The sequence below is a fragment of the Rhizobium metallidurans genome (assembly GCF_014196505.1).
Taxonomy (GTDB): Bacteria; Pseudomonadota; Alphaproteobacteria; order Rhizobiales; family Rhizobiaceae; genus Rhizobium; species Rhizobium metallidurans.
The window spans coordinates 102,399-117,935 of sequence record NZ_JACIDW010000012.1; the positions used below are offsets into that span (position 1 = coordinate 102,399).

A 15,537-nucleotide genomic window follows, 5' to 3' on the forward strand; every position below is an offset into this window, starting at 1 on the left:
CATGCGGATATCCACCACCTGGCGTCTGGGCATCAAGGAATTGTGGGGATTAGCGCGCAATCCGGCGCTGCTGCTACTGATCGTCTGGGCGTTCACCGCACAGATCTACGCCGCCGCAACCGTCATGCCGGAAGTGCTCAGCAAGGCGCCGATTTCCATCGTGGACGAGGACCGGTCCCCGCTGTCCTCGCGCATTGCCGCTGCCTTCTACCCGCCGCAGTTCAATCCGCCGCAGTTGATCTCCCTTTCGCAGATGGACGGCCGCATGGATGCTGGCCTCGATACCTTCGCCCTGGTCATCCCGCCGGGGTTCCAGCGCGACGTGCTGGCGGGGAGCACGCCGGCTATCCAGCTCAATGTCGACGCCACGCGCATGGCCCAGGCCTTTGCCGGCGCCGGCTACGTCCAGGCAATCGTTTTCCGGCGAGGTCGAGGAATTTGTACGGCGTTATCGGGCGGTTGAGGCCGCGCCCATCGAACTCGTCCTGCGCGCCCGCTTCAATCCGGGCCTCGATCCGAACTGGTACGGGGCGATGATGGAGGTGGTAAACAACGTTTCGCTGCTTTCGATCATCCTTGCCGGCGCGTTCTTGATCAGGGAACGCGAGCGCGGCACGATCGAGCATCTGCTCGTCATGCCCGTCACGCCGACCGAGATCATGATCGGCAAGATGTGGCCCACAGCGCTCGTCGTCTTCGTCGCCGCCCTCCTGGCCATCGTGGTGGTCATCCGGATATGGCTGGCCATTCCGGTCGCCGGTTCGCTCTGGCTGCTCATGCTGGGGCTCGCTCTGCAGCTTTTTGCCACCACCTCGCTCGGCATCCTGCTTGCCACGCTCGCCGGTTCGATGCCGCAGTTCGGCCTCCTCTTGATGCTCGTTCTTTTCCCGCTCCAGGTTCTGGCCGGCGGCACGACGCCCGTGGAGAGCATGCCGGATTTCGTGAGGATTCCGATGATGGCCGCGCCGGACACGCACTTCGTGGCACTGGCGAGAGCGGTCCTTTTTCGCGGCGCCGGGCTCGAAGTCATCTGGCCGCAAATCCTCGCCCTCGTTGCCATCGGCTTGGCCTTTTTCGTCTTGTCGCGATGGCGGTTCAGACGATTTCTAAGGTGAGGTAGATCGGCCACCGATCCCAGTTCAAGCTGATGGGAAAACTGACCGTAAACTTACCTGTTCTCCAACGTTATCATGATAGCGGCCTGTCGAGGCTGCCGGTAACACCTCGGACTTCCTGCTCTGGATGATCCGTCCGCAAGTTTTATTGATGTTGGTCAATGAACGGGGTGTTTGTGCATTCTACTCTGTTGTCGCCAGCTCAGAATCGTAAAGGAGAAAACTATGTCCACCATCGAGTCTGTTTCAGATCGAGAGTCTTTGAAACGGCGTATTGAGATGCGCGCATACGACATCTGGCTTCACGAAGGCTGCCAGCATGGCCACGATCTAGGCCATTGGCTGAAAGCCGAATCCGAACTTGCGGCGGCGGCTGCGCCAGAGAACACAGAAGGGCAGTCGCCCTCCAGAGACAAGAAATAACGAATGCGCTCCTTCTCCGAAGGACCGAATCCCAAGGAGAAGGATATCTTCCGCTACTGGAGGCCGCAAGGACGGCTTCGATCGTCGTGGGTCGGGGGCGAGAAAATCCCAGTCGCGCTGCCTCCGGCACCGAACTTTTCGCTTATCTCGATCTACACGGCGTTCGTGCCGAGGTCGAACAGATTTCGGCATAAAATGGTGGTGTCGCGGAGACTCCGCGCCGATACGTCACGAACGAAGGGCTCGACATGATTGTAATAGGTGCCTTCGTATATTCACGCTTTCTACAGGAAGATCTGGGGGCGTTACCCGGTCGCTCCTCAAGAGCAGTCCCGTGCCGTTGCTAACGGCCCACTGACGCATCAACCGCAATGCGGCAATCGCAGCCGCCGCGACGGTTCCAGGAGAGACTTTTGGACATCCTTCATCGTGCTATACGCCGCGCCCACATCGCCTATTTCTCGATGGAGATAGCGCTACAGCCTGAAATCCACACCTATAGCGGCGGCCTCGGCGTGCTGGCAGGCGACACAGCCCGTTCGGCAGCCGATCTCGATTTGCCGATGGTATTTGTCACGCTGATCAGCCGGCAGGGATATGTCCGCCAGCAGATCGGCGATGATTACGCTCAAGTCAGCCTACCCGATCCGTGGTCGCCCCAGGATTGGGCGAGGCCGTTGCCGCACATGGTTGCCGTGGTGATCGAAGGGCGCACGGTCTGGGTGCGCCCTTGGCTCTACGCCCTTACGTGTCCGCTCGGGCACGCTGTCCCGGTCATTCTGCTGGACACGGACCTCGAGCAGAATGCCGCTGAAGATCGACGGATCACCGACCGGCTCTATGGTGGCGATGCCGCCTACAGACTCAAGCAGGAGATCATCTTGGGCATCGGCGGGCAAAAGCTCCTGCGCGTCCTCGGCTTCGACATCAGGACGTATCACCTCAACGAGGGGCATGCCGCTCTTCTGACATTGCCGCTGCTTCGGGCGACACAACGGCCGGACCCACGGCCCTCCGATCCAAATGAAATTTATGATGTCGCGGCAGTTCGCGACCGCTGCGTATTCACCACCCATACGCCGGTCGAAGCCGGGTTCGACAAGTTCGACTACGATCTGGTACGCCGCCTGCTCGGCGAGTATGTCCCGCTGGATGCGCTGAAGGCGCTTGCCGGTCCCGACCAACTCAACATGACGCGGTTAGCGCTGAATCTCAGCAGTTATGTCAACGGCGTGGCGCGCCGGCACGCGGAAACGACGCGTTCGCTTTTCCCCGGCTACGCAATCTCTTCGATTACCAATGGCGTACATGTCCATCGCTGGACGCAAGCCGAGATCGGCAAGCTGCACGACCGCATGGCGCCCAATTGGGGGCACGAACCGGAGGTGCTCGCTTTTGCGGACAGGCTCGAAGATCAGCCATTCTGGGAAGCGCATCAGCGGATCAAGGCAGCGCTGGTTACTCGCATCGCCGAGACGACTGGCAAGCAGTTTCGAGTCGACGTCCCACTGATCGGCTATGCGCGCCGGATGACGGCCTATAAGCGGCCAGAACTTCTGTTTTCGGACATAGAGCGGTTGAAGGAACTAGCGCGTAGGCAACCCTTTCAGATCGTCCTTGCAGGATTGGCACATCCGAGCGATCGCGGTGGACAGGAGGCGATCCAGGCGATCGGCGCTCACGTCGCGGCCCTCGACGGCACGATCCCTGCAGCGTTTCTGTCCGGCTACAATCTCGACCTGGCTGGCGCACTGGTCGCCGGTTGCGACATCTGGCTCAACACGCCGCTGCCGCCGCTCGAGGCGTCTGGAACCAGCGGCATGAAGGCGGCGCTCAACGGTGCGCTCAATCTCAGCATACTCGACGGCTGGTGGGTCGAAGGCTGCATCGAGGGCGTGACCGGCTGGTCGATCGATCATGACCCCAAAAGGCCAAACGACGCGGCTCCGCTCTACGACAAGCTGCAAGAAGTCGTGCTCCCGCTTTACTATAATGACCGGGCCCGTTGGACATGGATGATGAAACAGTCGATCAGCAAGATCGGATCCTCGTTCAGCAGTCACCGGATGCTTCGCCGTTACGCAACCGAAGCTTACATGCGTTAAGAGGGCAGTTGCGATGCGCGTACGTGACCTTATGACCGTCGATCCTATCACCGTAAGCCCAGATCACAGTGTCTGGCATGCAGCACATATCATGCTGAGCCAACGAGTCAGTGGCTTGCCCGTCCTCGATAGCGATCTGTCACTCGTCGGCATCGTCACAGAAGGCGATCTCCTGCGCCGCACCGAACTGGGCAATGCGGCCATAGTCGCCGGAGTGGATGCGCCGCCGGATCCGGCGATGTTTTATCTCAAGAGCCGAAGCTGGCGCGTCGGCGACGTGATGTCGACGAAGGTTGTGATGGTCGAAGAGGATACGCCGATTGGTACCGCCGCCATGCTCCTCGGCGTACATCGCATCAAACGCCTTCCCGTACAGCGGGATGGGCGGCTAGTGGGTATCGTCAGCCGGGCAGATCTGTTGAGCATCGTGTCGGCCGGTAAACCCGATGCCGAGGTCCGAGGGGATGAGGCCGTTCGGCGGGCTCTGGCAGCTCGGCTTCAGGAGGCCGCTTCTGTCCTGACGCGTCAGCCGGGATACTATGTCGAGGCCGGTGCGGTCCGCGTAGTAGGAGTGATGGCGTCGGCGTCGGAGATCGATGTGGTGCGCATGATCGTCGAGAGCGTCGCGGGTCCGGGCTTCAAGGATGAGCTGAAGCTGTAGACCGACAGTAATCGCGCCGCCGGCGAAAACACAGCCTTTGATCAAGCGACAACCGCCCCCCGTTTCGGCAACTCTCACCCCGCGCACTCAGGATCCCAATAGTCGGCCGCGCGGGCACTTCTGGACCTTCGATCAGGTAGTTCGGCATGAGCCGAAGATGTTGGGTGATAACGTTCGCATCGCATTGACCAAAGTCAAAGATGCCCTTGTGTCAAACTGTCAAACTGTCAAACTGCGAGCGAAGACGCGCGATCGGATTAACAGTGTCGCGTTACTCAACATCAGGAGCATTTTTCATGAAAGCTTTGGTTTACGAAGGCCCCGGCGCGAAATCGCTTCAGGAGCGACCCATGCCGGTGATCGAATCCTCAACCGATGCAGTCGTCAGAATCGTCAAGACCACGATCTGCGGCACGGATCTGCATATCCTGAAAGGTGATGTGTCCAGTTGTTTGCCCGGCCGCATCCTTGGGCACGAAGGGGTCGGCGTCATCGCCGAAACCGGAGCCGGGGTCACGCAGTTCAAGAAAGGCGATCGTGTCCTGATTTCGTGCATCTCCTCATGCGGGAAGTGCGAGAATTGTCGCCGCGGCATGTACTCCCACTGCGCGACCGGCGGATGGATCCTCGGCAACACGATCGACGGCACCCAGGCCGAATATGTACGTATCCCGCATGCCGACACCAGCCTCTACGCGATACCCGATGGCGCCGACGAGGACGCGCTGGTGATGATCAGCGACATCCTGCCGACGGGCTTCGAATGCGGCGTTCTCAACGGAAAGGTGCAGCCTGGAGGCACGGTGGCGATCGTCGGAGCCGGTCCCGTCGGGCTGGCGGCGCTGCTTACGGCGCAATTCTACTCGCCCGCCCATATCATTATGGTCGATCTCGACGAGAACCGGCTCGAGGTAGCGAAGCGCTTCGGAGCTACCCACACGATTAAGGCTTCAGGCGAAGACGCTGCCCGCGAGGTGATGGCGCTGACCGGCGGCTGCGGCGTCGACACCGCCATTGAGGCGGTTGGCATCCCGGCAACCTTCGAGCTTTGCCAGGAGATCGTGGCGGCTGGCGGCATCATCGCCAATGTCGGTGTCCACGGCGCGAAGGCGGACCTTCATCTGGAAGAGCTCTGGTCGCACAACATCGCCATCACCACCAGGCTCGTAGATACCGTCACCACGCCGATGCTTCTGAAAACGGTCCAATCCGGAAAGCTCGAAGCCGGCAAGCTCGTCACCCACCGGTTTGCCCTCGACCAGATCCTCGACGCCTATGAGACGTTCGGCAGCGCATCCAGCACAGGCGCTTTGAAGGTCATCATCGAGTGCGCCTCGCCGACCAGCGCGGGTCTTGCAAATCAGGAACTGAACATGACCGGCCATGGTGAGACGACCGCCGTCGAAACCCGCTCCGGCCTTGTTTTCGATGTCCGCGCCGCACGTCCGGACGACGAAGCCGCGCTGGCGGAATTCTTCAGGCATGTCGCGCCAGAAGATCTTCGGTACCGCTTTCTCGGCAGCATCCGGGAAGTGAGCCATGAAAGACTGGCCGACATGCTGAGGGTCGAACACGGCCGGACCGAGAGCTTTCTGGCCTTCGCGCCTGAGGGGACGCCGATCATCGGCGCGGCGATGCTCGTCTGCGAGGAAGGGCTTGGAAGAGCCGAGGTCGCGATTTCCGTGCGCTCCGACTACAAGCACAAGGGCGTCGGTTGGGAACTGCTGCGTCACGTCTCGGCCCACGCGCAGGTCATGGGGGTGAAGGTTCTTGAATCTCTCGAGAGCCGCCAGAACCACGAGGCGATCGAACTCGAGCGGCAGCAGGGCTTCACAGCGAGCCCTTACCCGGACGATCCCACGCTCGTTCTCATCCGCAAGAACCTCAAAGCAGATTGAGGCTCTTGCAGACAATGCGTCATGGCCGGTCCGAGGGACCGGCCATGTCATCCACAGGGAGCGAGAGGATTTCGCGCACGATCAACCCGACATCGCGTCCCGCATCGACCCTGCGCAAGTCCATCGTCCCGACATCCCGTTGAAGCTGACGCGCAAGGATATCGATCGTGGCGTCGGAAGGACTTCGTTCGCGTCCTTCGACCCGCTCGCGCAGGAACGCGAGCGCGGTCTCCAGCCGAGCGCCTTCGCCCCTACCGGGCCATCAGGAGGGGAAGCGGCGGCGTCTCGATCATCGAGCGCGTTACGCCGCCGAACAGGCGCTCGCGCAGGCGCGAATGGCCATAGGCGCCCATCACGAGAACTTCCGCTGCCGTATCGACTGCGTGCCGACCAAGCACTTCGGCGATCGGCTGCCCTTGCGAAGGCAGACGATCGACGACGATCTTCACGCCATGCCGGGCCAGATAGGCGGCAGCGTCCGCACCGGGCTCGGCGCCCTGAGCGCCCTCGCCCTGTACGGGATCGACAAGCACAAGACGCACCTCCTCGGCCATTCTCAGCATATCCAGGGATGACGCGACCGCATTCGACGCTTCGACGCGGGAATCCCAGGCGACGTTGACCCGCTTCGGCTTGAGCGAGGCTTTGGCACCTGCGGGAATCAGTAAAACCGGCTTCCCGGATGAAAACAGCGCGCCCTCCAGAGCCTTTGCTTTCAGCGTCTCGTCGGAAAGCAATTCAGGGCCGAGCACCGTGATGTCGGCATAGCGCGCACGGCGGCCGACCACATCGTCCAGATAAGGAACTTCCGGATAGACGGTCCACAGGTCGGCCGAGACGGCGGCCGACGTCAGCAAGTCCGACACGGCCGCAGCGCGCCGCTGCAGCGTATGTTCGTCTCGTTCGCGTTGCTCGAACCAGCCAATCGCATGGTGGCCGATCGGCGGCGGCGGCGCGGGCGTCAGGACAACGACCGATAGATGTGCCTCTGTCTCGTCGCAGAGTGTAGAGACCATCTTCAAGTCGTCGTCTCCCCGGTGCGACGACACAATGGTGAGGACTGTCTTGAACGGCATGTGGCGTTTTTCCCAATTGTAATCAGCCCATTTGTGGCATTGCTTGAAACGTCAGGCTTTGAGAAAAATCAAAAGCTCTCTGGGGTTTTCATCGCCTCAATCGCATTCCGACCTGTCGAGTGTGCGGACCTGCATGTCGTGCTTCTTTACGTCATGATGCCGGCTTGCTTCATGCCGCGTGGACCGCGGGCTGCCGGCCTGAATGCAGGCGGCGCATGAATGGCTTTTCGACCTCCAGCACGGCCATCAACGCGACGCCGACAAGCAGGAAAACTGAACCATTCTCGATCGACAGCGGCGTGCTTCCGAACAGGCTCTGCATGAGCGGCAGGTAGGTGAAGGCCAGTTACGCGACCACCACAGCGACGACGGCACCGAGAACCGCCGGTGTGCCCATGGCGCCGTTCAGCCTGAAAGACGTCGTATAAAGGTAGCGGACATTGAAGAGGTAAAAGATTTCCATGACGACGAGCACGTTCACGACCATCGTCCTTGCTCCGTCTTCGCCCAGTCCCCTTCGCAGCGCGTAGTCGAACACGAAAAACACGCCGGCAGTGAGCAGGAGCGAGACGAAGCCGATCCGCCAGACCAGGAAGCGTGACAGGATCGGCGCATCGCGACGGCGCGGCGGCCGGCCCATCACGCCTGACTCGGACGGCTCGAACGCCAGACCGAGACCGAGAGTGATCGTGAGCACCATGTTGAGCCAGAGGATCTGGACCGGGGTCATCGGCAAGCCATCCCGAGAACGAGCGCGAGAACCACGCACACCGTCTCGCTGATATTGGTCGGCAGCGTCCAGCCGATGACCTTGCGGATGTTGTCGTAGACGGTGCGGCCCTCCTGCACGGCGGCAACGATCGACCCGAAGGTGTCGTCGACCAACACCATCTCCGCCGCTCCCTTGACGGCCTCCGCCATCCACGGCCGGTTAGTGCGACAGCAGCACCGGCATCTTGAGGTCGGCCAACACTCCTTCGGTGGCGCCGCCGAGCACGAAGTCACGAAGCCTGGAATGGCCGAACCCGCCCATCATCAGGACATTCGCGCCGATCGCGGCAGCGTTGTCCTGCAGCGCTTCGGCTACGGATCGCTCGCCAAGCCGGAATGTCTGCAACCGAGCCGGCAGCCCCAGCTCACGCAGATGCCCGGCGAGCTTCTCGCCGGCCACGGTGCTGAGCGGCTTCTCGTCCGTGATCATGACGACCGTGACAGCTGAAGCTCGCTTGAGGAGCGGCCGAGCGTCGGCCAGCGCGCGCGCCGCGACCCTGCTGGCATCCCAGGCTACGGCGACGTGATCGAGCCTCACCTCTGAAAGCGCTTCGGGAAATAGAAGAGCGGGACGTCCCGACGCGAACACGACCGCTTCGGCCAGCATTCGCGTCCCGAGATTGCCCCCGCTCCAGCCGACCAGAGAGATGTCGTGATAGCGTGCATGCTCCGCGGCGAGGTCGGAAAGGACGGGCAGTGGCCGCGGATCGTCTCCGTCGTCAGGGCGACATCCGCCGTCGCGCATGCCGCGGTGACTGCGGCGAGAAGGTCGGCGCCGCGCCGCGCGCTGAGTTTCTCGGCATCAAGGATCATTTCCGGAAGGTTCATCAGCACATTCGACAACGCGTTGGAAACCGCCGGAATGTCAGCCTCGAGCGCCAGCGCATGGAGGTCGGCACCGAGGTAGTGCGCGACCGCGGCGGCATTCGGCGCGATGATTTCGCTGTTGGCATCGGGATAAGTGAGGAGGGGAAGTAACGCGTGGAGCTTCAAGGCAGGCATCCTTTTCGGTTCTTCTGTCAGCGGACCACCAGCACGGGCACCGGGCTGTGCGCCAGCACGTCGGCCGTCTGGCTTCCGAGCAACAGACGCCCGAGCCCGCGCCGGCCGTGCGAGGCCATCACGATGAGGCTGCAATCCTCGGTCCGCGCCGCATCGACGATGGCCTCGGCGGGGTGAACCTCTGGAACATGGAGGGTGGTGGCGGTGACGCCGAGCTTGTCGGCGGCACGCTTCACGGCGTCCAGGATTCGCTCCGCGCTCTGCCTCTGGCTTTCCTGGAAACTCGCCAGATCGTCGGCTGTTGGCGCCCAGTCCGCGCCAAGGCCGCCGGCGGGCAGCGGATAGCTGTCGGTCACCGTCACGATCGTGACGCGCCCGCCTAAGGCCCTGGCCAGTGACAGCCCATGATCGACGCCCCTTTGCGCGACTTCCGATCCGTCGGTGGAGATGAGAATATGCTTGTACATGGCTGCGGCTCCAAAATGTTCAGGTCAGGTCGGTTTCTCGACACGCGTGACCTGGTAGGTGTGCATGCGGCCCGCCCGGTTGATCGAGACGTATTCGCCGGAAATGAAGCGCTCCTCGCCGAGGCGGAAGCCCGCCTCGTCGACGCGTTCGCCTTTTTCATAGTCGACGAACCATTGACCGCCGGGTTTGCGGCGCAGGCGTCCGATCCGATCCTCCCTTCCGGGCGTGAAGCGGCGGACACGACAGGCATCGCGGTGTGCTCGCCAGAGATCCGCGTCCAGCCGCCCGTCTGGCGTCAACGGCACCATGAGATCGTAGCCATCGTTCGGATCGCCGGCAGGATGGCCCGGCTCCCTTGCAAGAATCAGACAGACATGACGGAAAGCCGAGGGGATGTTGTTGGAGCCAGCCATGCGCCACCTTTCGTCGCTGCGCCTGCGTGTCGACTGCGCGCGCGTTCCAAGCCGAGTTTTAGGCTGCGCTCTCGTTTCCTTGTTTGACCAAAATCAATATCTTTCACTGGCCTTTTGGCGAAAGTATTCATCGCGGTCATGCCGGGCCGCAGGGCAGCGATTGCCTGCGGTGGAAGTCATAAATTGAATCAAGGACCCGTCATGCTTGTAATAGTCTTCAACGTCGGAAGCTCGAGCCTGAAATTCGGCGTCTTCCGCGTCGATGACGAAGCCCGGGAGGTCCTCAAAGGATCCTACGAGCGCTTTCGCGACGGCGTGTGCGAGGTGCGCATCCGCCACGAGGACATGGATGACCGCTGGACGGCCGAGTGCGACGGCGTCTCATCGGCCATCGCCGAGGTTCCGGCGCTTCTCGACCGCTTCGGGCTAAGTTCTATCGAGGCGGTCGGACATCGGGTAGCGCATGGCGGCGCCCTGTTCGCGGCGCCGACAATCCTGGACGAGGCCACGATCGCACGGATCGAAACGCTGACGCCGCTAGCGCCGCTGCACAATCCCGCCAATCTGGAGGCGATCGCGCTCAGCCGGCGCCTGTGGCCCGAAATCCCGCAGGTCGCCGTGTTCGACACATCGTTTCATCTCTCGAACCCGCCCTTCGCTACCACCTACGCTGTTCCGAAGGCTTGGCGCGATGCGGGATTGCGGCGCTACGGCTTCCACGGCACGTCACACAAATATGTCGCGACGCGCGTCGCCGAGGAGATCGGCATAGACCTCGCCGACCTCCGGATAGCCAGCGTGCATCTGGGCAATGGCGCCAGCATATGCGCGGTCAATCGCGGGGTCAGCATGGACAGTTCCATGGGCATGACGCCGCTCGAAGGGCTCGTGATGGGAACCCGCTCCGGCGATGTGGATCCGGGCGCGTTTGGCCATCTCAGCCGCCAACTCGGCCTCTCCATCGCCGAAGTCGAGGATGCTCTTTACAGCCAGAGCGGCCTGAAGGGGCTCGCCGGGTCCGCGGATATGCGCGATCTGGAAGACGCCGCTACGGGGGGCGATGCCGACGCGCAACTCGCCATCGAAATCTACGCATACCGGGCGCGGAAATATATCGGAGCCTATGCGGCAGCGATGGCCGGCCTCGACGCCATCGTCTTCACCGGCGGTATCGGCGAGAACTCGCCCTCCATGCGCCGGCGCATCCTGGACGGGCTCGAGTTCATGGGTGTCCGGCTCGACCATGAGCGCAATCAGGTTGCCGACCTTTCCGGACGGGCGGCGCCGCAAATCCAGGCCTATGGCTCGCGCGTGCGGGTGCTCGTCACCGAGACGGCCGAGCAGATGATGATCGCGCGCGAGACCGCCGAGGCGCTAGCCCGGCCGAAACCTTCGAATGGGATCATTGCCGTGGCCGTCTCGGGCCGCCATGTGCATCTGTCGCGCGCTGCGGTCGATGCTCTCTTCGGCGCAGGCTATGTGCTGACGCCCGAAACACCACTGCGGCAACCGGGCAACTGGGCAGCGCGAGAACGCGTTGTCGTGAAAGGACCGAAGGGCAAGTTGGAACGTGTCGCCATATTGGGTCCGCTGCGGGCGCGCACGCAGGTGGAGATCTCGCGCACCGACAGCTTCGTGCTCGGCATCGACGTGCCGGTGCGCGACAGCGGCAAACTCGACGACACCCCTTCCGTCACGCTCGTCGGTCCGGCCGGCACGGTGGAGACTGAAGGGCTGATCCTGGCCGCGCGTCACATCCACACCAATCCGGCCGATGCCGCCCGGCTGGGGCTCGAGAACGGTGACCATGTCGACGTACATGTCGGCGACGACAGCCGCGGCCTGACCTTCGCCCGCACTCTTATCCGCATCGGTGCCAATTCTTTCACCGAGATGCACATCGATACCGACGAGGCGAACGCCGCGGGTATCGGAGGTGCGGCGGAAGGGCAGATCGTCGCCGGCGCAACGGCAACTATCCGTGCCAATCATCAATAAGCCGACAGGCGGGCATTCGTCGGTCGCTCACCGCCCAACATACATCTGTCTATCTGTGCGGGACTGGGCAGTTGCACGCTTCGACCGCCCATAATGCCTGGCGGGAACGCCAGCCAGCGTCCGAGCGTTCCTTTCCGTGACGCACCCAAGCTACACGAGCGTCGTCAACACGGAGGAAGCAAATGCCACAGGAAAAACCGGGTCAGCACCACGACCACCCGGGTCACAAACCGGGTGACCTCGATCCCCACGGCCACCGGGACAAGGAGGGCGGCAAGAAGGAGGTGCCCGGCGAGCATCATGATCATCCCGGGCACAAGCCTGGCGACCTCGACCCGCATGGTCACCGTGATAAAGGCGACTCTACCAAGAAGTAGGCCACGTCAAGCATATCAGCGGCTTCCCGCCATGTCGGGAAGCCGCTGTTTTTCCAGCGCGCCCCAAAACTCTAAGATCAATTTTGAACGCCGGAATCATTCGCCGAGCGATGAATTGCGTGTAGTCGACCAGCGCCAGTCGCGGATTTCAGGCATGTCCTCGCCATGTTCCCGGACATAGGCCTTATGCTCTTCCAGCTTCCTTTCCAGCGCCGCACCGAACTGCGCCGAGCGCTCAGTGAACTTTTGCAGACGCCGTATCGCTGCGAGCGCCAGATGAAACCGGTCGAGCTGGTTCAGCACCGCCATGTCGAACGGCGTCGTCGTCGTGCCTTCCTCGCGGAAGCCATGCACATGGAAATTGTCGTGGTTGGTGCGCCGGTAGGTCAGCCGGTGAATGAGATAAGGGTAGCCGTGGTAGGCGAAGATCACCGGCTTGTCGGCGGTGAACATCTTATCGAACACCGCGTCTGTGACACCGTGCGGATGCTCGCTGCTCGACTGGAGCGTCATCAGATCGACGACGTTGACGAACCGGATCTTGAGGTCCGGCAGAGCCGTCGCAAGGAGTTCGGTGGCGGCGAGCGCCTCCATGGTCGGCACATCGCCCGCCGACGCGATCACGAGGTCGGGCTCGACGTCCGCCGGGCATGTCGACGCCCAGTCCCAGATGCCGACCCCTGCCTTGCAGTGCCGCTCCGCCTCGTCGGCGGTCAGCCACTGCGGCGCCGGCTGCTTGCCAGCGGTGATGACGTTGATGCGGTTCCACGTCCTCAGGCAATGGTCGGTCACCCAAAGCAGCGTGTTCGCGTCCGGCGGAAAATAGAGCCGGACGATGTCGGCCTTCTTGTTGGCGACGAAATCGGCGAAACCGGGGTCCTGGTGCGAGAAGCCGTTGTGGTCCTGCCGCCAGACATGCGAGGTGAGAAGATAGTTGAGCGAGGCGATCGGCTTGCGCCATTCCAGCTCCGCGCTGGTCTTCAGCCACTTGGCGTGCTGGTTGACCATGGAATCGACAATATGGATGAACGCCTCGTAGCAGGAGAAGAGGCCGTGCCGACCGGTCAGCAGGTAGCCCTCAAGCCAGCCATGGCATAGATGCTCCGACAGCACCTCCATGACGCGGCCGTCGCGCGCCAGGCCGATGTCATAAGGTTCAATCCGTTCCATCCAGATGCGGTCGGTGACGTCGAACACGGCATCGAGCCGATTGGACGCCGTTTCGTCCGGCCCCATCAGGCGGAAGTTGCGCGCCTCGGCGTTCAGCGCCATGACCTCGCGCAGGTAGGCGCCCATGAGGCGCGTGGCCTCCCCGTTTGCTGCGCCCGGCTTCGGCACGTCGAGGGCTAGGCTCTTCCAATCGGGCAGGATGAGGTCCTTCTTCAGCAAACCGCCATTGGCGTGCGGCAGCGCGCCCATGCGCTTCGCTCCGGTTGGAGCGAGCGCGGCGAGTTCCGGCAGCAGCCGGCCTTCTTCGTCGAACAGTTCTTCGACGTGGTAGCCGCGCATCCAGTCCTCGAGGATTTTGCGGTGACCGTCATCGCCGCGGGCGTTCGAGACCGGCACCTGATGCGAACGCCAGAAATCTTCAACCTTCTTTCCGTCCACATCGACCGGCCCTGTCCAGCCCTTGGGACTGCGCAGCACAATCATCGGCCAGCGCGGCCGCGCGCCCGACCAGCCCTCGGCGCGGCTCTCTACCTGGATGTCTCGGATGCGGACCATTACCTCGTCGAGCGTGGCCGCCATCAGGCCATGCATCGCCATCGGATCGCTGCCCTCGACGAAGAACGGGTCGTAGCCATATCCCTGAAAGAGGCTTTTCAGTTCCCGCTCGTCCATCCGCGCCAGGATGGTGGGATTGGCAATCTTGTAGCCGTTGAGGTGCAGGATCGGCAGGACCGCCCCGTCATGCCTGGGATTGAGGAACTTGTTCGAGTGCCAGGCCGCGGCCAGCGGCCCCGTTTCGGCCTCGCCGTCGCCGACTACGCAGGCGACGACAAGGTCGGGATTGTCGAAGGCGGCGCCGAAGGCATGCACCAGGGCGTATCCGAGTTCGCCGCCCTCGTGAATCGAGCCGGGCGTCTCCGGTGCGACATGGCTCGGCACGCCGCCGGGGAAGGAGAACTGCTTGAACAGCTTCTTCATGCCTACGGCATCGCGCCCGATTTCAGGATATATCTCGCTATAGCTCCCCTCGAGCCAGGGATTGGCGACCATCGCCGGACCGCCGTGACCAGGTCCGCAGACATAAAGCATGTCGAGGTCGCGCTCCTTGATCACCCGGTTGAGGTGGGCGTAAATGAAGTTGAGCCCCGGCGTCGTACCCCAGTGACCGAGCAGCCTCGGCTTCACGTGCTCGGCCTTAAGCGGCTCGCGCAGAAGCGGATTGTCCATCAGGTAGATCTGGCCGACGGAAAGGTAATTCGCGGCGCGCCAATATCTGTCGATGAGTGCGAGCTGGCTTTCGTCCATGGCAATAATCCTTTCGATCGGGCGGGAAGTAAACAGCAAAACCGGGCATTGTAAGGCGAGGTCCCTGCCATCACATCATGCTGCACAACCGAACCCTGCGCGCCGCCAAAAGCTCGATCAGGCCGTGCCCTTCCAACTGCGTCATAGTGCGCGACACGGTCTCGATCGTCAGGCCGAGATAGTCCGCCATGTCCTGACGCGAGATCGGAATCACATGAATATCGCCTGCCCCCTCCGACGGCAACGTCCGGAGATAGTTTATGATTCGTTCCGCCGCACTGGTTCGGCCCAGCAGCGACAGATGATCGCTGACCTTTCGCAATTCATCGGTCGCGGCATCGAACATGGCCACCGCGAGTTCGGCTCGCCGTGCCGCCACGGACGAAAGCGCCTGACGCCTGACGGCGATCAACTCGCAATGCGTGGCCGCCTCGGCGAAGAGATGATGCTCAGCTCCGGCGGCGAGACCGAAGATATCGGATTTGAAGTGGAGCGAGTCGATCTGGCGACGCCCGTCGGCCAGAAACCGGCATGTCCGAACTATCCCCGACACCACCTTGTAGAGGTATTCCGCCGGGTCGCGCTCGCAGAAAATCACTTGGTTGCGCGCGAAATTCATCATGATTCCCAGGTCATCGATTTCGTCGAGGAGAAGGTTCGGGTGGCTGCCAACCGGGATGGTCGAGGTAGAGGACCTTACCAGATGACCGACAGGTGGTTGCGTTTGAATGAACATGGCTGCAAGGTCCCCTTCT

15 protein-coding genes and 2 pseudogenes are annotated in these 15,537 nt (G+C 62.3%); 9 read left to right on the plus strand and 8 right to left on the minus strand.

Features of this window, described 5'->3' with window-relative positions:
• Position 1: 1 nt before the first annotated feature.
• The 6 genes and pseudogenes from GGQ67_RS17375 to GGQ67_RS25130 all read left to right on the plus strand — a co-directional run bounded on the left by GGQ67_RS17375 (position 2) and on the right by GGQ67_RS25130 (position 6,202).
• Positions 2-1,115, plus strand: a pseudogene (locus GGQ67_RS17375) (ABC transporter permease).
• 225 nt (positions 1,116-1,340) lie between these two features.
• Positions 1,341-1,538, plus strand: coding sequence for a DUF2934 domain-containing protein (locus GGQ67_RS17380; protein ID WP_183901388.1), 198 nt, complete (start codon positions 1,341-1,343; stop codon positions 1,536-1,538).
• A 413-nt stretch (positions 1,539-1,951) separates the two neighbouring features.
• On the plus strand, positions 1,952-3,643 hold the full coding sequence (gene glgP / locus GGQ67_RS17385; protein WP_210279685.1) for an alpha-glucan family phosphorylase: 1,692 nt from the start codon (positions 1,952-1,954) through the stop codon (positions 3,641-3,643).
• A 31-nt stretch (positions 3,644-3,674) separates the two neighbouring features.
• Complete coding sequence (locus GGQ67_RS17390) at positions 3,675-4,304, plus strand: CBS domain-containing protein (protein WP_246400214.1); 630 nt, start codon at positions 3,675-3,677, stop codon at positions 4,302-4,304.
• A gap of 296 nt (positions 4,305-4,600) precedes the next feature.
• Positions 4,601-5,632, plus strand: a pseudogene (locus GGQ67_RS25125) (zinc-dependent alcohol dehydrogenase family protein); the annotation flags it as partial.
• Positions 5,633-5,860: 228 nt separating this feature from the next.
• Complete coding sequence (locus GGQ67_RS25130; protein ID WP_246400225.1) at positions 5,861-6,202, plus strand: GNAT family N-acetyltransferase; 342 nt, start codon at positions 5,861-5,863, stop codon at positions 6,200-6,202.
• A gap of 251 nt (positions 6,203-6,453) precedes the next feature.
• Here the strand turns inward: GGQ67_RS25130 and GGQ67_RS17400 are convergent, their stop codons facing one another.
• The 4 genes from GGQ67_RS17400 to GGQ67_RS25360 all read right to left on the minus strand — a co-directional run bounded on the left by GGQ67_RS17400 (position 6,454) and on the right by GGQ67_RS25360 (position 8,656).
• A complete protein-coding gene (locus GGQ67_RS17400; RefSeq protein WP_183901392.1) occupies positions 6,454-7,278 on the minus strand; it encodes a universal stress protein in 825 nt (274 codons plus the stop codon).
• A gap of 346 nt (positions 7,279-7,624) precedes the next feature.
• Positions 7,625-8,008 (minus strand): cation transporting ATPase C-terminal domain-containing protein, encoded by a 384-nt coding sequence (locus GGQ67_RS25350; RefSeq protein WP_246400215.1) that lies wholly within the window; start codon positions 8,006-8,008, stop codon positions 7,625-7,627.
• The gene (locus tag GGQ67_RS25355; protein ID WP_246400216.1) at positions 8,005-8,169 is read right to left on the minus strand and encodes a hypothetical protein; all 165 of its coding nucleotides are present in this window, start codon (positions 8,167-8,169) and stop codon (positions 8,005-8,007) included. The genes GGQ67_RS25350 and GGQ67_RS25355 overlap by 4 nt, the downstream gene beginning before the upstream one ends.
• Before the next feature lie 40 nt (positions 8,170-8,209).
• Positions 8,210-8,656, minus strand: coding sequence for a universal stress protein (locus GGQ67_RS25360; RefSeq protein ID WP_246400217.1), 447 nt, complete (start codon positions 8,654-8,656; stop codon positions 8,210-8,212).
• Between the two features lie 89 nt (positions 8,657-8,745).
• Between GGQ67_RS25360 and GGQ67_RS25365 the strand changes: the two genes are divergently transcribed.
• On the plus strand, positions 8,746-9,027 hold the full coding sequence (locus tag GGQ67_RS25365) for a hypothetical protein (protein ID WP_246400218.1): 282 nt from the start codon (positions 8,746-8,748) through the stop codon (positions 9,025-9,027).
• Positions 9,028-9,068: 41 nt separating this feature from the next.
• Here the strand turns inward: GGQ67_RS25365 and GGQ67_RS17415 are convergent, their stop codons facing one another.
• Both GGQ67_RS17415 and GGQ67_RS17420 read right to left on the minus strand, forming a co-directional pair.
• Positions 9,069-9,518: a universal stress protein gene (locus GGQ67_RS17415; protein ID WP_183901393.1), complete on the minus strand. Its 450-nt coding sequence runs from the start codon at positions 9,516-9,518 to the stop codon at positions 9,069-9,071.
• Positions 9,519-9,542: 24 nt separating this feature from the next.
• Positions 9,543-9,932 carry a hypothetical protein gene (locus GGQ67_RS17420; protein WP_183901394.1) on the minus strand — a complete coding sequence of 130 codons (390 nt, stop codon included), beginning with the start codon at positions 9,930-9,932 and terminating at the stop codon, positions 9,543-9,545.
• Between the two features lie 201 nt (positions 9,933-10,133).
• On the opposite strand from GGQ67_RS17420, the gene GGQ67_RS17425 reads away from it, so the two are divergent.
• Positions 10,134-11,930 carry an acetate/propionate family kinase gene (locus GGQ67_RS17425; RefSeq protein ID WP_183901395.1) on the plus strand — a complete coding sequence of 599 codons (1,797 nt, stop codon included), beginning with the start codon at positions 10,134-10,136 and terminating at the stop codon, positions 11,928-11,930.
• A gap of 182 nt (positions 11,931-12,112) precedes the next feature.
• Entirely contained in the window at positions 12,113-12,307 is a 195-nt protein-coding gene (locus tag GGQ67_RS17430) for a hypothetical protein (RefSeq protein ID WP_183901396.1), read from the plus strand.
• 96 nt (positions 12,308-12,403) lie between these two features.
• On the opposite strand, the gene GGQ67_RS17435 is transcribed toward GGQ67_RS17430, so the two are convergent.
• Together GGQ67_RS17435 and GGQ67_RS17440 are read right to left on the minus strand one after the other, a co-directional pair.
• Positions 12,404-14,782, minus strand: coding sequence for a phosphoketolase family protein (locus GGQ67_RS17435; RefSeq protein ID WP_210279686.1), 2,379 nt, complete (start codon positions 14,780-14,782; stop codon positions 12,404-12,406).
• A gap of 70 nt (positions 14,783-14,852) precedes the next feature.
• Complete coding sequence (locus GGQ67_RS17440; RefSeq protein ID WP_183901397.1) at positions 14,853-15,518, minus strand: helix-turn-helix domain-containing protein; 666 nt, start codon at positions 15,516-15,518, stop codon at positions 14,853-14,855.
• Between the last annotated feature and the right edge of the window lie 19 nt (positions 15,519-15,537).